Source organism: Nocardia sp. NPDC052316 (assembly GCF_044547795.1).
Taxonomy (GTDB): Bacteria; Actinomycetota; Actinomycetes; order Mycobacteriales; family Mycobacteriaceae; genus Nocardia.
Genome location: NZ_JBIUBB010000006.1, coordinates 602,811 through 623,011, shown reverse-complemented (window position 1 = coordinate 623,011; position 20,201 = coordinate 602,811). Strand labels below are relative to the sequence as shown.

At 69.3% G+C, this 20,201-nt stretch carries 21 protein-coding genes; 4 read left to right on the top strand and 17 right to left on the bottom strand.

Annotated features, from left to right (window positions below; all coding sequences use genetic code 11):
* Positions 1–2: 2 nt before the first annotated feature.
* The 7 genes from tsaD to ACIHA7_RS30400 form a co-directional block, all read right to left on the bottom strand.
* Positions 3–1,046: a tRNA (adenosine(37)-N6)-threonylcarbamoyltransferase complex transferase subunit TsaD gene (tsaD, locus tag ACIHA7_RS30430; protein WP_397294336.1), complete on the bottom strand. Its 1,044-nt coding sequence runs from the start codon at positions 1,044–1,046 to the stop codon at positions 3–5.
* Entirely contained in the window at positions 1,043–1,537 is a 495-nt protein-coding gene (gene rimI, locus ACIHA7_RS30425; protein ID WP_107654252.1) for a ribosomal protein S18-alanine N-acetyltransferase, read from the bottom strand. The genes tsaD and rimI overlap by 4 nt, the downstream gene beginning before the upstream one ends.
* Before the next feature lie 4 nt (positions 1,538–1,541).
* Positions 1,542–2,237 carry a tRNA (adenosine(37)-N6)-threonylcarbamoyltransferase complex dimerization subunit type 1 TsaB gene (tsaB, locus tag ACIHA7_RS30420; protein ID WP_397294335.1) on the bottom strand — a complete coding sequence of 232 codons (696 nt, stop codon included), beginning with the start codon at positions 2,235–2,237 and terminating at the stop codon, positions 1,542–1,544.
* A gap of 55 nt (positions 2,238–2,292) precedes the next feature.
* The gene (tsaE, locus tag ACIHA7_RS30415; RefSeq protein ID WP_397294334.1) at positions 2,293–2,739 is read right to left on the bottom strand and encodes a tRNA (adenosine(37)-N6)-threonylcarbamoyltransferase complex ATPase subunit type 1 TsaE; all 447 of its coding nucleotides are present in this window, start codon (positions 2,737–2,739) and stop codon (positions 2,293–2,295) included.
* Complete coding sequence (locus tag ACIHA7_RS30410) at positions 2,732–3,823, bottom strand: alpha/beta fold hydrolase (RefSeq protein WP_397294333.1); 1,092 nt, start codon at positions 3,821–3,823, stop codon at positions 2,732–2,734. The genes tsaE and ACIHA7_RS30410 overlap by 8 nt, the downstream gene beginning before the upstream one ends.
* Positions 3,820–4,947 carry an alanine racemase gene (gene alr, locus ACIHA7_RS30405; RefSeq protein ID WP_397294332.1) on the bottom strand — a complete coding sequence of 376 codons (1,128 nt, stop codon included), beginning with the start codon at positions 4,945–4,947 and terminating at the stop codon, positions 3,820–3,822. Before alr ends, ACIHA7_RS30410 begins: the two co-directional genes overlap by 4 nt.
* A 402-nt stretch (positions 4,948–5,349) precedes the next feature.
* Positions 5,350–6,798: an NAD(P)H-hydrate dehydratase gene (locus ACIHA7_RS30400; protein WP_397294331.1), complete on the bottom strand. Its 1,449-nt coding sequence runs from the start codon at positions 6,796–6,798 to the stop codon at positions 5,350–5,352.
* Between the two features lie 113 nt (positions 6,799–6,911).
* On the opposite strand from ACIHA7_RS30400, the gene ACIHA7_RS30395 reads away from it, so the two are divergent.
* Positions 6,912–7,343, top strand: a complete 432-nt coding sequence (locus ACIHA7_RS30395) for a cupredoxin family copper-binding protein (RefSeq protein ID WP_397294330.1) — start codon at positions 6,912–6,914, stop codon at positions 7,341–7,343.
* Here ACIHA7_RS30395 and ACIHA7_RS30390 read toward each other — a convergent pair whose 3' ends face one another.
* Positions 7,344–7,835, bottom strand: coding sequence for a MarR family winged helix-turn-helix transcriptional regulator (locus ACIHA7_RS30390; protein WP_397294329.1), 492 nt, complete (start codon positions 7,833–7,835; stop codon positions 7,344–7,346).
* A 138-nt stretch (positions 7,836–7,973) separates the two neighbouring features.
* Here ACIHA7_RS30390 and ACIHA7_RS30385 point away from each other — a divergent pair, with 138 nt between their 5' ends.
* A complete protein-coding gene (locus tag ACIHA7_RS30385; protein WP_397294327.1) occupies positions 7,974–9,170 on the top strand; it encodes an MFS transporter in 1,197 nt (398 codons plus the stop codon).
* A 124-nt stretch (positions 9,171–9,294) separates the two neighbouring features.
* On the opposite strand, the gene glmS is transcribed toward ACIHA7_RS30385, so the two are convergent.
* Positions 9,295–11,178, bottom strand: a complete 1,884-nt coding sequence (glmS, locus tag ACIHA7_RS30380; RefSeq protein ID WP_397294326.1) for a glutamine--fructose-6-phosphate transaminase (isomerizing) — start codon at positions 11,176–11,178, stop codon at positions 9,295–9,297.
* 36 nt (positions 11,179–11,214) lie between these two features.
* Between glmS and ACIHA7_RS30375 the strand changes: the two genes are divergently transcribed.
* Positions 11,215–12,072, top strand: coding sequence for a dienelactone hydrolase family protein (locus tag ACIHA7_RS30375; protein WP_397294325.1), 858 nt, complete (start codon positions 11,215–11,217; stop codon positions 12,070–12,072).
* Between the two features lie 14 nt (positions 12,073–12,086).
* On the opposite strand, the gene ACIHA7_RS30370 is transcribed toward ACIHA7_RS30375, so the two are convergent.
* The 5 genes from ACIHA7_RS30370 to ACIHA7_RS30350 all read right to left on the bottom strand — a co-directional run bounded on the left by ACIHA7_RS30370 (position 12,087) and on the right by ACIHA7_RS30350 (position 15,567).
* On the bottom strand, positions 12,087–12,434 hold the full coding sequence (locus tag ACIHA7_RS30370; RefSeq protein WP_397294324.1) for a hypothetical protein: 348 nt from the start codon (positions 12,432–12,434) through the stop codon (positions 12,087–12,089).
* A gap of 141 nt (positions 12,435–12,575) precedes the next feature.
* The gene (locus tag ACIHA7_RS30365) at positions 12,576–14,483 is read right to left on the bottom strand and encodes a hypothetical protein (protein WP_397294323.1); all 1,908 of its coding nucleotides are present in this window, start codon (positions 14,481–14,483) and stop codon (positions 12,576–12,578) included.
* Between the two features lie 39 nt (positions 14,484–14,522).
* Positions 14,523–14,855 (bottom strand): hypothetical protein, encoded by a 333-nt coding sequence (locus ACIHA7_RS30360; protein ID WP_397294322.1) that lies wholly within the window; start codon positions 14,853–14,855, stop codon positions 14,523–14,525.
* Between the two features lie 106 nt (positions 14,856–14,961).
* The gene (locus ACIHA7_RS30355) at positions 14,962–15,270 is read right to left on the bottom strand and encodes a DUF6802 family protein (RefSeq protein WP_135234874.1); all 309 of its coding nucleotides are present in this window, start codon (positions 15,268–15,270) and stop codon (positions 14,962–14,964) included.
* Positions 15,271–15,375: 105 nt separating this feature from the next.
* Positions 15,376–15,567 (bottom strand): PspC domain-containing protein, encoded by a 192-nt coding sequence (locus ACIHA7_RS30350; protein ID WP_107654236.1) that lies wholly within the window; start codon positions 15,565–15,567, stop codon positions 15,376–15,378.
* 179 nt (positions 15,568–15,746) lie between these two features.
* On the opposite strand from ACIHA7_RS30350, the gene ACIHA7_RS30345 reads away from it, so the two are divergent.
* Positions 15,747–17,402 (top strand): ABC-F family ATP-binding cassette domain-containing protein, encoded by a 1,656-nt coding sequence (locus ACIHA7_RS30345; protein WP_397294321.1) that lies wholly within the window; start codon positions 15,747–15,749, stop codon positions 17,400–17,402.
* Between the two features lie 36 nt (positions 17,403–17,438).
* Here ACIHA7_RS30345 and glmM read toward each other — a convergent pair whose 3' ends face one another.
* The 3 genes from glmM to rplM form a co-directional block, all read right to left on the bottom strand.
* On the bottom strand, positions 17,439–18,815 hold the full coding sequence (gene glmM / locus ACIHA7_RS30340) for a phosphoglucosamine mutase (protein WP_397294320.1): 1,377 nt from the start codon (positions 18,813–18,815) through the stop codon (positions 17,439–17,441).
* Between the two features lie 277 nt (positions 18,816–19,092).
* Positions 19,093–19,605: a 30S ribosomal protein S9 gene (gene rpsI / locus ACIHA7_RS30335; RefSeq protein ID WP_397294319.1), complete on the bottom strand. Its 513-nt coding sequence runs from the start codon at positions 19,603–19,605 to the stop codon at positions 19,093–19,095.
* Complete coding sequence (gene rplM / locus ACIHA7_RS30330) at positions 19,602–20,045, bottom strand: 50S ribosomal protein L13 (RefSeq protein ID WP_107654232.1); 444 nt, start codon at positions 20,043–20,045, stop codon at positions 19,602–19,604. Before rplM ends, rpsI begins: the two co-directional genes overlap by 4 nt.
* Positions 20,046–20,201 lie beyond the last annotated feature (156 nt).

Sequence of the window (20,201 nt, the reverse complement as noted above, 5' to 3'; positions counted from 1 at the left end):
TTTCAGCTGACGCGGCTGATGGAGACGGGCAGACCCGGGTCGGTGGCCACTGTCAGCGCGGACGGTTTCGCGCCGCCAGCGATGACGTGGGCACCCAGCGCGGCAATCATCACACCGTTGTCCGTGCACAGGCGAGGCTTCGGTACGCGCAGCGTCAAACCGGCCGCCGCGCACCGCTCCTCGGCCATCGACCGGATGCGCGAGTTGGCGGTGGCGCCGCCGCCGAGCACCAGCGTGTTCACCCCGACGTCCTGGGCCGCGCGGACCGCCTTCATGGTGAGCACGTCGGCGACGGCCTCCTGGAAGGACGCCGCGATATCCGGGATCGGCAGATCCTCCGCGGTCAGCCCGCTGCGCTGCGCGGACTCGACATACCGGGCGACAGCGGTCTTCAACCCAGAGAACGAGAAGTCGTAGCGCGCGTCGCGCGGACCGGTCATCCCGCGCGGGAACGCGATCGCCCGCGAATTCCCCGTGGCCGCAGCGGCATCCAGGGCGGGGCCGCCGGGGAAACCGAGTCCGAGCAGCCGCGCGACCTTGTCGAACGCCTCGCCCGCCGCGTCGTCGACGGTGCTGCCGAGCTCGACGATCGGCTGGGCCAGATCGGTGACGTGCAGCAGATGGGTGTGTCCGCCGGAGACGAGCAGCGCGACGCACGGCGGCATCGGGCCGTGCTCCAGCGTGTCCACCGCGACATGCCCGCCGAGGTGGTTCAGCGCGTAGAACGGCACATCCCACGCCGCCGCATAGGCTTTCGCGGCCGCGACACCGACCAGCAGCGCGCCGGCCAGGCCGGGGCCGATGGTCACGCACAGCGCGTCGGGCTTGGCGATCCCGGCCGCGGCGAGCGCCCGGCGCATGGCGGGCACGATCGCCTCCAGATGCGCGCGCGACGCGATCTCGGGCACCACGCCGCCGAAGCGCGCGTGCTGGTCCACGCTGGAGGCGACCTCGTCGGCGAGCAGCTCACAGGAGCCGTCGGCGTGCCTGCGCACGATGCCGACTCCGGTTTCGTCGCAGGAACTTTCGATGCCCATGATGATCACGAGAGGACCTCGTCCGGGAGAGGTAGCGCGCTGAGCGCGGGCCTGCGCATGGTGTAGGCGTCGGCGCCGCTGGGATGGTAGTAGTTCTTGCGCAAACCGATGATGTGGAAGCCGTGCTTGGCGTACAGCGCGATCGCAGGCGTGTTGTCGGTGCGTACCTCGAGGAACACCGGCCCGCCGCGCTTGCCCGCCTCGGCGAGCAACGCCTCGAGCAGCAACGTTCCGATGCCCGCGCGCAGACAGGTCGGGTCGACACCGATGGTGTGCACCTCGGCCTCGGGGTGTTCGTCATCACCGAGCAGCGCGACACCGGCGTAGCCGACCATTCGCCCGTCCCCGTCGCGGGCGGTGATGTAGCGATTGTGCGGTGCGGCCAGTTCCGACTGGAACGCCACCGCGTGCCAGGGGTCGTCCTCGGGAAACAGCAGCTGCTCGAGTTCGACGCAGCGCTCGATGTCCGCGGCGACCATCGGCTCGATTCGGATGCTCACCGGGTTACGCTCCCGTCCGGTCGAGCGCGCGGTAGCTCTTCTCGACGGCATCGGGCCTGCGCAGATACAGCGGAACCAGCGCGGCGGGCACCGCGCGGGTGAGCACGTCGGCCGCCGCCGCCTGCGCCAGCCCGGCGGGCGAGGGCGTCTCCACCGGGAGCACGGGTAGGTCGAAGAAGTCGACGTGCGAGGCGGATCCGGCGACCACCGTGGCCTGCGCCATATCCACGTCGCTCGGCTTGGCCACATCCGGCCCGGCGACGCGCACACCGTCGCGGTAGCGCGCCCAGTACACCTCACGGCGGCGCGCGTCGGTGACCACCAGCAGTTCACTGCCCGGCGTGAGGTCGGACACCGCGTCGGCGGCGATCGCGTCGAGACTGCACACGCCGTACACCGGAATACCCAGCGCGTCACCGAAGGCCGCGGCCGTCGCCATGCCGACGCGCAAACCGGTGAACGGACCCGGACCGATGCCGACCACGATCGCGTCGATGTCGGCCCTGGAACGGTCTGCCTCGGTGAGACATTCGAGGATCTGCGGGGTCAGCACCTCGGCATGCGCGCGGGGGTCGACGCGGACGCGGGAGGCGAGCGTGCGCGCCTTCGCCGGGACGGCGGCGCCCGGTGCGGCCTGCTCCAGTTCCACCAATCCCGCTGTCACGGCGGGTGTCGCGGTGTCGACACTTAATACCAGCATGATTGACCCAACGATACCGGTTGGTAGCTGCCGCCGGTGCGGAGCTACCTGGTAGTTAATCGACCCATTCCCATACGGCGGTGCGCACGTCCGAATCCGGTTCGCGCGAGAGCAGCACCCGCAGGTGCCGGTCGGTCAGGTGTTCCACGACCCCGCGCCCCCACTCCACCACGACCACCGCTTGATGCAGATCGGTGTCGAGGTCGAGGGCGTCCAGCTCGTCCAGGTCGCCGCCGAGCCGATAGGCGTCCACGTGCACCAGCGGCACCGCGCCGTCGCGCTCGCCCGCACGGTGCTGGCGAGCGATGATGAAGGTCGGCGAGCTGACCCGGCCCTGCACGCCGAGGCCCGCGGCGATGCCCCGGGTGAGCGCGGTCTTGCCCGCGCCGAGCGGGCCGTCCAGCACCACCAGGTCCCCCGCGCCCAGGCCTGCGGCGAGCTCGCGGCCGAGCGCCTCGGTGTCGGCGACGGTGGGCAGGATTCGCTGCTGCCGGTCAGCCACTTGTCACCTCCGAGACGCTGTCCTGCGTCGACTCGATCGCACCCGCGCGCACGAGCAATCGGTCGAGCGCGTCGTTGACGATATCCGGGAACTGCAGGTGCGGCATGTGCGCGGCGCCGTCGAAGCGGATCAACTCGCGGTTCGGCAGCTGGCGGGCCAGGGCCAGCGAGTTGCGGAACGGGATCACCAGGTCGTGCACGCCGCCGAGCACCAGCACCGGCAGCGGCGCGATGGTGGGCAGCGCGGCCGCTTCGTCGTGCAGCTCGATGGCTTTCAGAAATTTCACGACGGTCTCGACCGGCGTCCGGTCGATCATCATGGTGGTGAACCGGGACAGCGTGGGGCTCACCGGGCCGTGAAACGAGCTGACGTGCAAGATCGGCGAGATCACGTGGCGCGCCGTGGTGCGCCCCGCCTGGGCCAGCGCCGGTGCGGCGAGCACGGCCATCCGCACCCGGTCGATCACGGGATTGCTCAGCAACTGCGTGATGCCCGTCTCGGTGACCTCGGCGGCGGCCGTGCAGAACAGCGCGACACCGATCACCCGCTCCGCGAACAACTCCGGGAACTGTGCGGCGGCGGCGAGCAACGCCATGCCACCCAGCGAATGGCCGACCAGCACCACCCGACCGGTCGGCGCACTCGCCCTGATCACCGCGGCCAGGTCACGGCCGAGCTGGTCGACGGTGCAGCTGTCGGTCTTCGGCGTGCCCGAGCGGCCGTGCCCGCGCAGATCGAACAGCACGATCCGCGCGCTTGCGCCCCAGCGTTTTTCGAGATCGCGCCGCTGAAAGTGGAAGGACTCCATGGTGTTGCAGAAACCGTGCACGAAGATCACGGTGACCGGCGCGTCGGTGGGCCCGCATTCGCGGGTGGCCAGGCGGACACCGTCCTCGGTGAGCACCGCGCCGGAACGATCCTCGTCGATGAGATCGAAGTTCTCGTCGCGGTATTCGTCGCGGCGCGCGGGCCAGAGCACCCGCGAGCCCATCCGGCGCAACGCGTGCGCACCGGCCAGCGCGCCGACCACGCCCGCGGTGGCGAGGCCGCCACGGAACGCGGTGATCCGGCGGCGGCGTTTCATCGGTCACCGCCTACATAGCGGCGGACGGCTCTGCCGCGCGGCGCGCAGACCACCTCGTAGTTGATGGTGTCGAGTCGGGTCGCCCAGTCCTCGGCGCGTGGTTCACCCCGGCCGCCGCCGAACAGGACAGCCACGTCACCCTCGCGGACGTTCGCGGCATTGTCGCCGAGGTCGACGAGGAACTGGTCCATACAGACCCGGCCGACGTTCGGGTGCCGCGCACCGCCGAGCCACACCTCGAAACGGCCACTCAGCGGCCGGAATACGCCGTCGGCGTAGCCCGCGGGGATCAGTGCGACCGTGGTGTCGCGCGGGGCGGTCCAGGTGTGACCGTAGGAGACACCCGCGCCCGCCGCGACCCGCTTGACCTGGACGACGTGCGCTTGGAAGGTCATCGCCGGGCGTAGCCCGAAGTCACCGAGCTCGGGCACCGGGGACAGTCCGTAGACCGCGATGCCAGGGCGGACCATGTCGAAAGCGAGATCCGGGCGGGTCAGCGTCGCAGGCGAGTTGGCCAGGTGCACCAGTTCCGGTTCCAGGCCGTGTTCCTTCGCGGCGGCGATGGCCTCCAGGAAGCGGTCGCGCTGCAGGTTGTTCGTCGGGTGCTCGGGTTCGTCGCCGCGGGCGAGGTGGGAGAAGATCGCCCGGAAACGCACCGCCTGCTCGTCGACCAGCGCCCGCAGCTCCGCCAGCGCCTTCGGGTACTCCTGCGCCGACAGGCCGTTGCGGTTGAGGCCGGTGTCCACCTTCAGGGTGACCGTCGCGGTGCGGCCCGTGTGCCGGACCGCCGACTCCACCGCGCGCAACTGGGCGAGCGAGGAGACGCCGATCTCGATGTCGGCGGTGATCGCGGCGGCGAAGTCGGCGCGGGAATCGTTGAGCCAGCTCAAGATCGGCGCGGTGATCCCGCCCTTGCGCAGCAGCAACGCCTCATCGATCGTCGTCACCCCGAGCTGGGCGGCGCCCGCGGCGAGCGCGGCCTTACCGACCTCGACGGCGCCGTGGTTGTAGCCGTCCGCCTTCACCACCGCCATTACGGCGGCGTCGCCCGCGTGGTCACGGAGGATGCGCACGTTATGGGCAATGGCATCCAGATCGACGACCGTCTCCACTTGCGCGTGCATCTGTTCCGCCTCCAGTTCCGCCTCCCCGGATATCCAGGCCGGACTCAGGCGCCACGATCGTGGCGCCGGCGACCGGCGGTGAGATGGTGGGTGAGGTCAGCCCGTCCCCGACGAGTTACCCATGTGCTTCCGATATCAGTTGTCCCGTTGTGTTCTGTGGAGTCTATTCGCGGGGCAAGGCCTGATTGCGGCGAGTGGCGGCGGTCGTGTCCTGTGGCACAGGCGGACCCGCTGGACTATTGCATGGTGATACGCGACCTCCAGCTGCGGAGATAGTGTCGAATTCGCCGTGCTGACCGGCCTGAATTCTTGCCGGAGGTGCTGCTCCGCTGCCGCACAGCTCGGCCGAGCCGAGTATGCGGGCCTGGCGTAGGTACCCGCCGAACGTGCTGATCCAGCGCGTCAGAGCTCGGGCCGGGCGAGGGCGCGCAGGGTGCGGATGGCGGGGCGAAGGTGGTGGAGCAGGGGGGTCGCCGAGATCGGGGCGGCTTCGGGGTGACCTTCGTGCGCGGCGAGGTTGGCGGCGAGGGAGTGGGCACGGGCGGCGGCCGCGGCGGCCCAGGCTGGGGTGTGGCCCGCGGCGAGTAAAGCGCCGATGACGCCGGAGAGGACGTCACCCGCGCCCGCGGTGGCGGCCCAGGACGCGCCTGCCTCGTTGACGAACACGGGGGCACCGGGGGTGGCGACGAGGGTGGCGCGGCCCTTCAACAGGACGGTGACCTGCCAGTCCTCGGCGAGTGAGCGCACTGCGGCCACTCGGTCGGTGCCGATCTCCGCGCCGGTCAGTCGGGCGAATTCGCCTGCGTGCGGGGTCAATACGGTCGGCGCCGGGCGGCCGCGGACCAGCTCGGGTTCGGCCGCGAGCATGGTGAGCCCGTCGGCGTCCACCACGACGGGCAGGTCGGTGGCGAGGATCTCGGTGAGCCGTTTGCGGGCGTCGGCATCGGTGCCCGCGCCCGGTCCGAACACCCAGGCCTGTACCCGGCCGACCTCCGAGACACGCTGGGTGGCAATGACTTCCGGGAACTCGGCGAGCACGTCGGCGCTGCCGGTTCCGGCGTAGCGGACCATGCCCGAGGTCGCCAGCACCGCGGCCCCCGTGCACAACACCGCGGCACCGGGGTAGTCGGCGCTGCCCGCGCAGACACCGGTGACGCCCTGGGTGTACTTGTCGTCGTGCTCGTCCGGCACCGGCCAGCTCGCGCCGATCGACGCGGGCTCCAGCGCGGCCAGCTTCGGCTCCGGCAGCTGTAAACCGATGGGCACCAGTTCGATTCGTCCACAGTGCGGCGCGGCGAGCACGTGCACCGGCTTGTACGCGCCGAACGCGACGGTGACCGCGGCGCGCACGGCCGGGCCGGTGACCGCGCCGGTGTCCGGGTCCACCCCACTCGGCAAATCCGCCGCAACGATCGGGACCTCCAGCGCGGCAACGAGTTCCGCCGCGTCCGGCCGCAACCCACCACGGCCGGAGATACCGACGATGCCGTCTACCACCAGGTCGGGCGCGCCGACTCCCTCGCGCACCCGGCCCCCCGCCTTGCGCAGCGCCACAAGACCTTTCGCATGGGCGCGGGCCGGGTTCAGCAGCACCGCGGTCACCGCGACCCCGCGGCGGCGCAGCAGCGACCCGGCCCACAGCGCGTCGCCGCCGTTGTCACCGGAGCCGACGAGCAGGGTCACCGAGCGCCCGGCGACCCCGCCGGTGCGCGCCCGCAGTTCGCCCGCGACGACGGTGGCCAGGCCGTGGGCCGCGCGCCGCATGGGGACACCGTCCGGCACCCGGGTGAACAGCTCGGCCTCGGCGGCGCGCACTTCGTCGGCGGTGAAATAGCCCCGCTGCGTGGACATGGTCGATCCTCCACTGGGTTTGCTCGGCACTGCTCGTCGATCACCGCGGGCGTGCCGAAGCGCCGAGAGCGCCGCGCAAGGCCCGCAACTCCAGCAGACTACGCTTGATCATCATGTCTATGGTCAAGCGCCGTTCCAGGTCAATGCAGGTAGTCACCGGATGCACGCTGGTAACGGCCCTGCTGGTAGCCGGGTGCGGTGGCGGCGACACGGACTCCGCCGCGACCACCACCAAGCGGTCACCGCAGTCGACGACCTCGGCCACGACGCCGCAGGGCGATACGCGACCCGCCGCCGTCACCGTCGAGGTGGACGACATGAAGTTCGCCCCCGCCGAGCTCACCGTCAAGACCGGCGACACCGTCACCTGGCATTTCGCCGACAAGGCCCCGCACACCGTGCAAGGCATCGGCGACAAGGCCATGGGCCTCAACAGCCCCATCATCGACAAGGGCGACTGGAGCTACACCTTCACCGTCCCGGGGACTTACCGCTACCTCTGCTCGCTGCACCCCGAAATGCGCGGCACCATCACCGTTCAGTAGTCAGACGGGGCGGTACTGGCGAGTGCGTGGACTGCGCGCCGAGCTGGTGTTGAGGGCTTCGACGGCGGCTACGAGCGGTGCCAGCTCGGGGTCGGCGGCGGCTTGGCGAAGGGCACTCGCGAGCGCGGCATCGTGGGTCGGCCTGGCCTGTGCCAACAGAGTCAGTCCCGGCGGGGTGACATCGGTGTAGATGCCGCGGCGATCGTCGGGGCACAGGTAGCGCTGGAGCAGTCCGCGGTCCTCCAGCCGAGTGACCAGGCGGGTCGTCGCGCTCTGGCTCAGCACGACCGCCTCGGCGACCTGGTTCATCCGTAGGTGACCGCCTGGCCCGTCGTGCTGGCGGCTCAGCACGACCAGCAGCGAGTACTCGCGCACGCTCAGATCGTGGCCCGCCTGTAGCGCCCGTTCGATGTGCGCCTCGATCCGATCGTGCAGCAGCGAGAGTGCGTACCAGCCATCGGCCAGGCCGGTCAGGGCGGCATCCGCGGTCATTGCGTTCCTTCCGCGTAGGGGTTGTCCCTCCAGGGTAGATGAGTAACGCAATAGCCCGCGCTTGCAATTAGCACGCGTATGCAATTATTGTTGACGCCTGTAAGGCTCAGGCGCAACTTAACGTGGAGGCTCCCGCTCATGCCGCTCGCACTCCTCGCCCTGACACTCGGGGCATTCGGAATCGGCACCACCGAATTCGTCGTCGTGGGACTGCTCCCCGACATCGCCGCCACCTATGCGGTGTCCATCCCCACCGCCGGGATGCTGGTCACCGGGTATGCACTCGGCGTCGTGGTCGGCGCGCCGCTGATGACCGGGCTCGGCACCCGGGTCTCGCGCAAGCGCATGCTGCTCGGCATGCTGCTGCTCCTGGTGGCCGGCAACGTATTGTCCGCCGTGGCACCGACTTTCGGACTGATGCTGACCGGCCGGATCGTGGCCTCGCTGGCGCACGGTGCGTTCTTCGGCATCGGCGCGGTCGTCGCGGGCACCGTGGTCAGCCCGGATCGGCGCGCCGGTGCGATCGCAATCATGTTCACCGGACTCACCGTCGCGACCATGGTCGGCGTGCCGTTCGGCACCATGCTCGGCCAGCAGTTCGGCTGGCGGCTCACGTTCCTGATCGTCGCGCTGGTCGGCCTGATCGGACTGGTCGGCGTCGCGCTGCTGGTGCCCGAACAGCCCGCGCCGCAGGATGCCAGGCTGCGCACCGAGCTCGCCGTCCTCCGCAACCCGCAGGTGCTGCTCGCGATGGCGATGACCGTGCTCGGCTTCGGCGGTGTCTTCGCCGCGATCACCTATCTCGCGCCGATGATGACCGAGGTCACCGGTTTCGCGGACAGCTCGGTCACCTGGCTGCTTGTGCTGTTCGGACTCGGCTTCTCCGCGGGCAACCTGATCGGCGGCAAGTTCGCCGACCGGCACCTGATGCCGATGCTCTACCTGTCGCTCGGCGGCCTGGCCGTGGTGCTCGCCCTGTTCACCCTCACCGCGCACAACAAGGTCACCGCCGCGATCACCGTCGTGCTGATCGGCACGCTCGGCTTCGCCACCGTCCCGCCGCTCCAGAAGCGCGTGCTCGATCAGGCCTCCGGCGCACCGACTTTGGCCTCGGCGGTCAATATCGGCGCCTTCAACCTCGGCAACGCCATCGCCGCCTGGCTCGGCGGCCTCGTCATCGCGGCGGGTTTCGGCTACACCGCGCCCAACTGGGTCGGCGTAGCCCTGGTGGTCACCGCGCTGGCCCTGGCCGTCTGGTCCGGTGCCCTGGAGCGCCGTTCCATCGCCGAAACCGCCTCGGCTCCAGTCGAATCTCTGGTCGTCGCCCGTTCCTGATCCGCATACCCGGTGCCGCTGGTTCGGTGCCGTGAGCGGCACACAGAAACATCTCGCACTGTGCCACCCCCGAACGCGGAACACCCCGAACCACTGGATGGTTCGGGGTGTTTCCGTGAACGGGTTACTCGACGGTGACGGACTTGGCCAGGTTGCGGGGCTTGTCCACGTCGTAGCCGCGAGCCTGGGCTACCTCGGCGGCGAAGATCTGCAACGGCACCGTCGACAGCAGCGGCTGGAACAACGTTGGCGCCGAGGGGATCTCGATGAGATCGTCGGCGAACGGGCGGACCGTGTCGTCGCCCTCCTCGGCGATCACGATGGTGCGCGCACCGCGCGCCTGGATCTCCCGAATATTGCTGAGCAGCTTGGAATGCAGCACCGCGCGGCCCTTCGGCGAGGGCATCACCACGATCACCGGCAGCCCCTCCTCGATCAGCGCGATCGGGCCGTGCTTGAGCTCGCCCGCCGCGAAACCCTCGGCATGCATGTACGCCAGCTCCTTGAGCTTGAGCGCACCCTCCAACGCCACCGGGTACCCGACGTGGCGGCCGAGGAACAGCACCGTCGACACGTGCGCCAGCTCGCGCGCGATCGCCCGCACCTGGGGCGCGGTCTCCAGCACGCGGGCCACCAGCTTCGGCATCGCCTCGAGTTCGGCGAACTCGCGGGCCACCTCGTCCGGGTACTTGGTGCCGCGCGCCTGCGCCAAGGCCAGCCCGACCAGGTAATTCGCGGTCACCTGAGCCAGGAACGCCTTGGTGGAGGCGACACCGATCTCCGGCCCAGCCCTGGTGTAGAGCACCGCGTCGGACTCGCGCGGAATCTGCGCGCCATTGGTATTGCAGATCGCCAGCACGCGCGCCTTCTGCTCCTTGGCGTGCCGCACCGCCTCGAGCGTGTCGGCCGTCTCGCCCGACTGCGAAACCGCCACCACCAGCGTCGAACGATCCAAAACCGGATCGCGGTAGCGGAATTCGCTGGCCAGCTCCACCTCGACGGGCAGCCTGGTCCAGTGCTCGATCGCGTACTTGGCCAGTAGCCCGGAGTGATACGCGCTGCCGCAGGCGACCACGAAGACCTTGTCGAAGTCGCGCAGCTCCTGGTCGGCGAGGCGCTGCTCGTCCAGCACGATCCGGCCCGCGCCGTCCTGATCGTGGCTGAAGTGCCCGATCAGGGTGTCCGCCACCGCGGCGGGCTGCTCCTCGATCTCCTTGAGCATGAAGTAATCGTGGCCACCCTTCTCGGCGGCGGCCAGATCCCAGTCGATGGTGAACGGGCGGGTGCGCGCTGTCGCGTCGTCGCCCGCGAAGTCGGTGACCGTGTAGCTGTCCGAGGTGATCACCACGGCTTGGTCCTGACCGAGCTCGACCGCCTCGCGGGTGTGCTCGATGAACGCCGTGACATCGGAGGCGATGAACATCTCGCCCCTGCCGACGCCGACCACGAGCGGCGTTGACCGGCGCGCCGCGAAGATCAGATCGGGGTGATCGGCATGTGTGAAGACGAGTGTGAACGCGCCTTCCAACCGGCGCACCACCGCGAGCGCGCTTGCCGCGAAGTCGCCTGCCGTCGGTCCCTCGTCGTAGGCCCTGGCCACCAGATGCACGGCGACCTCGGTGTCGGTGTCGCTGCGCAGCTCGACGCCCGCCTCCTCCAGCTCGCGGCGCAGCGGGGCGAAGTTCTCGATGATCCCGTTGTGCACCACGGCGACCTTGCCGCTGTCATCGCGGTGCGGGTGCGCGTTGCGGTCGGTTGGCGCGCCGTGCGTTGCCCAGCGCGTATGCCCCATTCCGGTGGTGCCCGCGAAGCGCGCCACCCCGATTTCGGCGAGTTCGGCCTCCAGATTGGCCAGCTTGCCCGCCTTGCGTTCCACTGCCAACGCGCCCGCGCCGTCGACGATCGCCACACCCGCGGAGTCGTAGCCGCGATATTCCATGCGGCGCAACGCGTCAACGACAACGCCGAGCGCGTCCCGGTATCCGACGTACCCCACGATTCCGCACATGGCTCACCAGAGTACTTATCGGATAACGTTCTCGTCGTGTCGGCGTCTGTGAAATCGCTCCTGAGCACCCTGACCAGCCGCGGCCCCCACCGGGTGCTGCGCGGCAATCTGGCGATCGCCGGGCAGCCGGGGGTGGTGTTCACGCCCGAATCGGGGCTCAACCTGCCCGCCGTCGCGTTCGGGCACGGCTGGCTGACCGGCGTCGCCAACTATCGTGCGCTACTCGAGCATCTCGCGTCCTGGGGTTTCGTCGCCGCCGCGCCGGATACCGAGCGCGGTCCGATCCCGTCACACCTCGGCCTGGCCACCGACCTGCTCACCACCCTGGACATCTGCACCGGCGTGCGCCTCGGGGACGGCTCGATCAGCGTGCACCCCGACCGGCTCGCGCTGGTCGGCCACGGCATGGGCGCCGGTGCCGCCGTCATCGCCGCGACCCAACGGGAGGTCGCCGCCGTCGCAGCCCTGTTCCCCGCGCCGACCGCGCCGTCCGCGGAGAACCTCGCGCCCGACCTCGACACGCCCGCGCTGATCCTCGCCGGTGCCACCGATCTCGCCTCGGTCAGCTCCAACGCCATCCCGCTCGCCACCGCGTGGGGCGGCCCGTCGGTGTTCCGGGCAATCGACGGCGCCTCGCACAACGGCATCATCGAGGGTCGCCGCGTGCTGGCCGCCGTCGGCGCGGGCAAACACGAATCCAAGACCGCCCGCACCACCCGGGCCCTGCTCGCGGGCTACCTGCTCGCCACCGTCGCCGGCGACAAGACCTACCGCCCGTTCGCCGACCCGGCGGCGGAGATCCCGCACACGGTGGTCGTCGACCCGGAAGCCGAGGACGAGACCAAGCCGCCGAAGTTGAAGGTCGGCCAGCTCGCAAGCCTGCTGCGCAGGTAGCGCACCCGCCGCGGTCAGATCAACCAGGTTTCCCGCTGGTAGAACGCGGCCTCTTCGTCTTCCTGGTCGACCGGCAGCACGTCACGGTTGGCTTTGCGGGCGGCGATGGAGCGGGCGACGGCTTCGCGTTGCTCACGGGCCTCGGTTTCCAGGCGTTCTCGCTCTTCGACCTCGGCTCGCGCCTTTTCCAGCTCGTCGGCGTGCGCTGTCCAGAATTCGCGCAGGTCGGCGGCGGCCTTAGCGGCGAGTTCACGGCTGGTGTCCGCGGTCCGGCGGTTGACCTCGTCGAGTTCGTCCAGCAGCTGTGCCGAGCGGCAGCGGCACTCCTCGGCGACGCGCTCGATCTCCTCGGCATAACTCACGATGTCGATTCTCCCCGATCCGCAGGTGAACAGCTGCTCGCGGCCGCGCACCACCGCTCGACCCGACCACTCTTCGAGCGCTCGCTTACTCCCTGACCCGGCCGCACCCCAGACCTCCGGCCCTACCGCGCGGTGGCGGGCTCACAGCGGACCCGCTTCGGCCAGGTCGCCCATCGGACCTGCCTCGGCCAATTCCGCGCCGCTGTCGAAGGGTGCCTCCGCATTCTGTTCGCCCGGCATGCGTTTGGGCGTGTGCTCGCCGTCTTCCTCGCGCCGCATGGGCGGGGCGCTAGGGCGGCCGCCCGGCTGGCCGGTGTTCTCCTCGGCAGCGTTGGGCGGCTCGACCGATTTCTTCTGTTCCGGCGCGACCGGAGCTGGTTCGGTGGGCGAGGGCTTGTCCGCGGGTGGCGCGGCGGGGCCGGCGTCGGCGGGCGACTTACCCGCAGGCGGCGGCGAGTCGGTGGGCGACGGTTTGTCCGCCGATGGCGCGGACGGACTCGGATCGGTGGACGACAGCTTGTCCGCAGGCAAGCCATCTTTCGGCTCGCTCATCTCGAGGACCGGCATACCGTGTTCGTCGAGCCGCAGACTGAACTCCTGCGTCTTCCCGTCGGCTTCGGACATCAGCAACGTCAACTGGCCGTCCGGCCCCATCTCGAACTTCAGATGCTTACCGGCGACATCGAACTCGGCGGCGGGCTTACCGTCCGGCTGCCCGTCGTGGTCGCGGTCTGACCGGCTCGGATCGATGACGTCCTCGACCAGCTCCACCGCGCCGTCGACGCCGTCTTTGATGATCCCGGTCAGTGAGCTGAGCCCCGCATCGACCAGGTGACTGATTCCGGATGCCAACGGCGAGAACTGATTCGCCGCCTGGCTGAGCGCCGGTAGGCCCTCCAGCGACGAGGTGTTCGGCACCTGCGCGGCCGGCGCGGCCGGTGTCGACGGCACGTTGGGCGTAGCCGGAGTGACCGGGTTCGACGGCGAAGCAGGCGTCGACGGTGATTCGGGTGTCGATGGCGAAGCAGGCGTGCTCGGTGCCGAAGCGGGAGACGAAGGCGTGCTCGGCGACGGCGCGGCAGGTGCGCTCGGCGACGGCGCGGCGGGTGTCGCGGGTGTGCCTGCCGGAACGGTTGGCGCCGTGGGATTTCCGGGCTGCGTGGGCACCGCGGTGTCCTTCGGCATGCCCTCGTTCTTCGGCTGCTCCGGCACCGTCACCCCGGCCGGGCGCGGATAAGCGGTATCGGGAACCTGATTCAGCGCACCGATGAGCGGTTCATAGACGTTCGCGACCCCCTGATCGGTCAGGTCGCACACCTCGGTGAATTTCCGCACCTTGGCCACGTAGTCGGGCTGGAACACCTTGTCGAGCCAGTCGCGACACCGCTGCTGGATCCGGTCCCGATAGTCGGTGCCAGGAACCAACAGCACGATGTCTTGCGCGACGTTGCCCTCGGCGAGTTCCGGGAAGATCCGCCACAGCTTGCTGAGCAGACTGTTCTGGGTGATGTTGCTGAAGGTGATCGACGTGCCCGAGATGATGTCGTCGACGTCTTCCGGGGTCTTCCCGTCGATCTGCACCGCCTCGCCATTCTCCAGAATGTGCGCAACGGCATCGGCTTTGATCTTCACCGCGGTCCGTAGCGCGGCGATCGAACCGGCCAAGGCCCGCCATGCCGTCCCGGCCGTCTTCCAGTCGGCGTCGGCCCGCCCGACCTGCTGATTCAGCATGTCGATCGCCGCATCGGCGGCCTGCCCCTGCCACAGCGACGGCAGCGCCTGCGCGGAAACGCGCTGGCTGTCCACCTGCGCCCCGGCGTCCTGCAGCACCTCCTGCAGTCTGGCCGAGGCGTTGTACAGCTTGTCCTCGTCCAACCCGTTCTGCTCGTAGAAGCGCTGGTGCAGCTGTGCGTAACCGGCGAGGTCGGCGGGCGGGTCACCGAAGGCGCGACGGTAGCGCGGCTCGAAATGCTCGAAATACCCGAGGCTTCGGGAGCCGATGTCGAGGTACTCCCGGATCGGCGCGTGTGCGGGCACGGTGAAAACCACGGCTACTCCCCTGCCGTCGCGGTGTCGGCGTCCTGGAGCTCAGGGCTGGATGTCACGGCCGGCCTTCGCGATGTCGCCTGCGGTCTCCCGTACGGTGTCGGAGTACCGCACGACCGAGGCGCCGAGTGCGTCCGCCGTGCTGATCGTCGCCTCGGCCCAGCTCCGCATCCAGTGGGCGATTCGCTCGAAGCCCTGCTCGATCTGCTTGCCGTGCTCGGCGTAGTGCGCGCCCGCGTCGCCGGGCCCGAACGCGTTGTCGGTCACGTCTTTCGAGCGCTGCGCCACGACCTGACCGGATATCCGCAGATCGGCGGCGAGCCGTCCCAACTCCCCCGTCTGGACCCCGACCATGCCGCTCGGATCGCCGGTCATCTACGCCCCTCCGTGTTCGCCGAGTGCCGCCATACTTCCTTCGACGCGCGCACCCGGCGTTCGGTTCCATCGAATACCCGGGGTCGCGACGGCCCCGCCGACGGAACTACCTGCCGATCTTCCCGTGGTCGGTTCGCACCCACTCCGACGACCCGTCCGGATGCCGATGGAACTCCCAGGCGGCGTAGTCGCCGTCCTTTTCGACGACCGTGACGTGGTCTGCGAGACCGTCGTGGTCGTAGTCGGTCCATACCTGCATCGCGTCGGCACCGTTGGTGGTGATGGTGTCGAGGGTGCCGTCACCGTCGATGTCCTGGGTGGGGTGGTGCAGTTCGATCGCGCCGAGACCATCCAGCGACGAGGACGCGTCGATGCCGGGCAGTTCCAGACCCGGCAATTCACCCGAGGTGATCATTACTCCTCCTCAGCAGGACTCGTGATGCTGTTCATCCGGTCACCCGACAACAGCGCTATCGCTCCATCCTGACATCCACAGGAGCTCGACGCAGCCCCCTGTGCCTCACTTCTTCGGCATCAGCAGCCACAGCACCAGGTACAGGATGAACTGCGGGCCGGGCAGCAGGCACGAAACCACGAAAAGCAGGCGCACGACATTGGCATTCCAGCCGAGGTACTCGGCGATGCCGCCACAGACTCCGGCGATCCACTTGTCATGGCTGGAGCGGGCGAAACGGCGGGCAGGTGCGGTCATGATCTTCCCTCTCTGGTGGTGATCTCTTCGAACTCCACTCTGCCCAGCCGCCTGTCGTCGCGCATCGCTCCGTGGACCGATACCTACCCTGATTTCCCAGTACCCCAGTTCAGGGTGTGACCCCGAGTAAGTCCGACCGGGTGCATGGCAGGCAGCCTTGACACGGCAGACTTCAGTAAGTGAGTACCACTCTGCATGCGCGTGGTCTGTCCGCGGGACACGGCGAACGCACCCTGTTCGACGACCTCGATCTCACCCTGGCACCGGGTGACGTGATCGGCCTGGTCGGCGCGAACGGCGCGGGCAAGTCCACGCTGCTGCGCATGCTCGCGGACCGGCACACGCCGACCGGCAGCATCACGCTGAGCCCACCCGACGCCACCGTCGGCTATCTGGCGCAGGAACCCGAACGGGTGCCCGGCGAGACGGTCCTCGAATTCCTCGGTCGCCGAACCGGTGTCGCCGCAGCCCAGCGCACCATGGACACGGCTGCCGAGCGCATTGCCGACGGCGGCGAAGACGAGTATTCGCCCGCCCTGGAACGCTGGCTCGCTCTCGGCGGCGCGGACCTGGAACAGCGCGCCGAGGAGGTTGCCGCCGATCTCGGCCTGATCGCCAGCCTGCCCAGCGGACTCGACACCCCGATGACAGGTTTGTCCGGCGGCCAGGCCGCGCGGGCGGGTCTGGCCTCGGTACTGTTGTCCCGCTTCGACATTCTGCTGTTGGACGAGCCGACGAACGATCTGGATCTGGACGGCCTGGCCCGGCTCGAGCAGTTCGTCACCGGCGTCCGGGTGCCGCTGGTGGTGATCAGCCACGATCGAGAGTTCTTGGCGCGGACCGTGAATCGCGTCGTCGAGCTGGATCTGGCACAGCAGCAGGTCGGTCTCTACGACGGCGGCTACGAGGCGTATCTGATGGAACGCGAGATCGCCCGCCAGCACGCGCGCGAGGCCTACGAGGAGTTCGCCGACACCAAGGCGGGTTTGGAGGCGCGGGCCCAGATGCAGCGCAACTGGCTCGAGCACGGTGTGCGCAACGCCCGTCGCAAGGCGCGCGACCCGAAGAAGGTCGACTCGGACAAGGCGGGTCGCAAGATGCGCGCCGAGTCCACCGAGAAGCAGGCCGCCAAGGCCAGGCAGACGCAGCGGCGCATCGAACGCCTGGACGTGGTCGAGGAACCGCGCAAGGAGTGGGAGCTGCGGATGACCATCGGCGCCGCGCCCCGCAGCGGCTCCGTGGTGGCCACGCTGTCCGACGCGACGGTCACCCTGGGCGATTTCACCCTCGGCCCGATCAGCATCCAGGTCGACTGGGCCGACCGGATCGTGGTGACCGGCGCGAACGGCTCGGGCAAATCCACCATGCTCGCGCTGCTGCTCGGCAAGATCCAGCCGGACACCGGCACTGCCTCGCTCGGTTCCGGCGTGCAGATCGGCGAGGTCGATCAGGCCCGCGGCTTGTTCCGCGGAACCACCTCGCTGGCCGACACTTTCGGCGCGCAGATGCCGGACTGGCCGGACGCGGAGGTCCGCACCTTGCTCGCCAAGTTCGGGCTGCGCGGCTCACATGCGTTGCGCGCCTGCGAAACCCTGTCCCCCGGCGAGCGCACCCGCGCCGCCCTCGCGCTGCTGCAGGCCCGAGGCGTGAACTTGCTCGTGCTGGACGAGCCGACCAACCATCTGGACCTGCCGGCGATCGAACAACTCGAGCAGGCGGTCGAATCCTTCACCGGCACACTGCTGCTGGTGACCCACGACCGGCGCATGCTGGACACCGTCCAGTCCACCCGTCGCTGGCACATGGACTTCGGCAAGCTCACCGAAACCACCTGACCGGCGGCACCGCGCCGCACCGCCGACCGGCGTGCCTCACACCGAGGCGACGCGCTTGGCGAGATCGTCGGCGAGCTGCCTGGCCTGCGCGGGATCGGTGGCCTCGACCATCACCCGGACCAGCTGCTCGGTTCCGCTGGGGCGCAGCAGAACTCGGCCGGAGTCACCGAGGATGCGCTCGGCTTCCTGTACCGCGTCCCGGATTTCGGGCGCCGCCGCGACCACGGCTTTGTCGCTGACCGGCACGTTCACCAATACCTGTGGCACCGTCTGCAATACGGTGGCCAGGTCGGCGAGGCTGCGCCGGGTGCGCGCCATCCTGGCCATCAGTTTGAGGCCGGTGAGCACGCCGTCGCCGGTGGTGCCGAACTTCGGGAAGATCACGTGCCCGGACTGCTCCCCGCCCAGCGTGAAGCCGCCGCGGCGCAGTTCCTCCAGCACGTAGCGGTCGCCGACGGCGGTGGTGAGCAAGGTGATTCCGGCCTCGCGCATCGCGATGTGCAGGCCGAGGTTGCTCATCACGGTGCCGACCAGGGTGTTCTTCGCCAGCTCGCCTGCCTCGTGCATATCGAGGGCGAGGATCGCCAGGATGACGTCACCGTCGACCACATTGCCGTCGGCATCGGCCGCGAGGCACCGGTCGGCGTCGCCGTCGAGGGCCAAGCCGAGGTCGGCGCCGTGCTCGCGCACCGCCTGCCGCACCGTGTCCAGATGCGTTGAGCCGCAACCATCGTTGATGTTGAGGCCGTCCGGCTCGGCGTTGATCGCGATCACCGTCGCACCCGCCTCACGGAAGGCGGCGGGCCCGACCTCGGCGGCCGCGCCGTGCGCACAGTCGACCACCACGGTCAGCCCGGACAGATCCTGCGCGGTCGCCTCGACCAGATGCTCGACGTACCGCTCGTGGGTGCTCGCGACGCTGTACTGCTCCGGAATGGCCAGTCCGTGGTCGCGCGCGCCGGACGCGTTGACCACGCGCCCGATGCCGCGCCCGGTCGGTCGCAGCGGGGCGTCCTCGGCGAGCAGCGCCTCGATGCGGTCCTCGATGGCGTCGTCGAGCTTGTGCCCGCCCGCGGCGAAGATCTTGATGCCGTTGTCCGGCATGGGATTGTGCGAGGCGGAGATCATCACGCCGAAGCACGCGTCGTAGAGCCCGGTGAGGTAGGCGACGGCGGGTGTCGGCAGCACGCCGACCTGCAGCACGTTCACCCCGGCGGCGGTCAGCCCCGCGGTCACCGCGGCCTCGAGCATCTCACCGCTGGCTCGTGGGTCGCGCCCGACCACCGCGAGGGGACGCTTCTTGCCACTGCTCAAAATCTGGGCGGCCGCACCCGAAACGCGCAGCGCCAGTTCCGGACTCAACGACTCGTTGGCCAACCCACGGATTCCGTCGGTGCCGAACAAACGTCCCATACCTCAGCCCCTCATCGGTGGATCCGCGGCGCGCCCGAAGGCGACAGCCTGTTGCCACAAGGGGCCCGAGACGCCGCGGGTTGATCTGCGGCGTCCGCGTCAGGCCCGGAAAAGGCAGCCTGGGTAACCACGTAGGGCCCGTGGGCGCCGCAAATTCTATACAGCACGAGAGCAGGCGACCAGCCGTGCTGGGCGCCTGCTCTCGTACAGCTTGCCCGCCGACCACACCGCCCGGCACCTCCAGGGTGCCGGATGACAGTGGTCGACGAGGCCGAAATCAGCGCTTCGAGTACTGCGGCGCCTTACGCGCCTTCTTCAGACCGTACTTCTTACGCTCGGTGGCACGGGGGTCACGAGTCAGGAAGCCGGCCCGCTTCAGGGCGGGGCGGTCGTCCGGGGTGACCTCGATCAGCGCGCGGGCGATGGCCAGACGCAGGGCGCCTGCCTGTCCCGACGGGCCGCCGCCGTGCAGCAGGGCGACGATGTCGAAGTTCTCGGTGCGCTCCACGGTCACCAGCGGCGACTTGACCAGCTGCTGGTGCACCTTGTTCGGGAAGTAATCCTCGATGGTGCGGCCGTTGAGCACGAAGTTGCCGGAGCCCGGCACCATGCGCACGCGGACGACGGCTTCCTTACGGCGGCCGACGGTCTGCACCGGGCGGTCGATCACGACCGGGGCGAAGGTCTCGGCGACCTCGGCCTCTTCGTAGCCTTCGCCGTCCTCGACAACCTCAACGGCGTCGAAGTCCTCGACAACGGCTTCCTCGTTGAACTCCTCGGGAGCGGTCACTGGGCCACCTGCTTGATCTCGAACGGAATGGGCTGCTGAGCGGCGTGCGGGTGGTTCGGGCCTGCGTAGACCTTCAGCTTGCCCGCGATCGCGTTGCCGAGCTTGTTCTTCGGGATCATGCCCTTGACGGCCTTCTCCACGAGCCGGTCCGGACGGCTCTCCAACACCTGACCGACAGTGCGCGACTTGAGGCCGCCCGGATGCCCGCTGTGGTGGTGGATCAGCTTGTCCGCCTTCTTGTTGCCGCTGATGGCAACCTTGTCGGCGTTGATGATGATGACGAAATCGCCACCGTCGAAGTTCGGTGCGTAGGTCGGCTTCGTCTTGCCACGCAGCAGATTCGCTGCCTGCACGGCGAGACGGCCGAGCACTACGTCAGTGGCGTCGATGACGTACCACTGACGGGTCACGTCACCCGCCTTGGGGCTGTACGTAGGCACAGTGCTTCCCTGTCTGTAGTCGGTGTTGCCGGCCAGGCATGTGGTCGAAGCTCCCGGCGGCCGGTGGAGACCCGGGTTTCGATTGCACAGCCGGTTGCCCGGCCATCCATACGCCAACGAGCCACAATACCAGCCCGGATCGGCCGGTCTAAATCG

Coding starts and splice junctions, on each gene's coding strand:
- tsaB (WP_397294335.1), bottom strand. CDS start 2,237: ATGCTGGTATTAAGTGTCGACACCGCGACACCCGCCGTGACAGCGGGA.
- ACIHA7_RS30410 (WP_397294333.1), bottom strand. CDS start 3,823: ATGAAACGCCGCCGCCGGATCACCGCGTTCCGTGGCGGCCTCGCCACC.
- alr (WP_397294332.1), bottom strand. CDS start 4,947: ATGCACGCGCAAGTGGAGACGGTCGTCGATCTGGATGCCATTGCCCAT.
- ACIHA7_RS30400 (WP_397294331.1), bottom strand. CDS start 6,798: ATGTCCACGCAGCGGGGCTATTTCACCGCCGACGAAGTGCGCGCCGCC.
- ACIHA7_RS30395 (WP_397294330.1), top strand. CDS start 6,912: ATGTCTATGGTCAAGCGCCGTTCCAGGTCAATGCAGGTAGTCACCGGA.
- ACIHA7_RS30390 (WP_397294329.1), bottom strand. CDS start 7,835: ATGACCGCGGATGCCGCCCTGACCGGCCTGGCCGATGGCTGGTACGCA.
- ACIHA7_RS30385 (WP_397294327.1), top strand. CDS start 7,974: ATGCCGCTCGCACTCCTCGCCCTGACACTCGGGGCATTCGGAATCGGC.
- glmS (WP_397294326.1), bottom strand. CDS start 11,178: ATGTGCGGAATCGTGGGGTACGTCGGATACCGGGACGCGCTCGGCGTT.
- ACIHA7_RS30360 (WP_397294322.1), bottom strand. CDS start 14,855: ATGACCGGCGATCCGAGCGGCATGGTCGGGGTCCAGACGGGGGAGTTG.
- ACIHA7_RS30355 (WP_135234874.1), bottom strand. CDS start 15,270: ATGATCACCTCGGGTGAATTGCCGGGTCTGGAACTGCCCGGCATCGAC.
- ACIHA7_RS30350 (WP_107654236.1), bottom strand. CDS start 15,567: ATGACCGCACCTGCCCGCCGTTTCGCCCGCTCCAGCCATGACAAGTGG.
- glmM (WP_397294320.1), bottom strand. CDS start 18,815: ATGGGACGTTTGTTCGGCACCGACGGAATCCGTGGGTTGGCCAACGAG.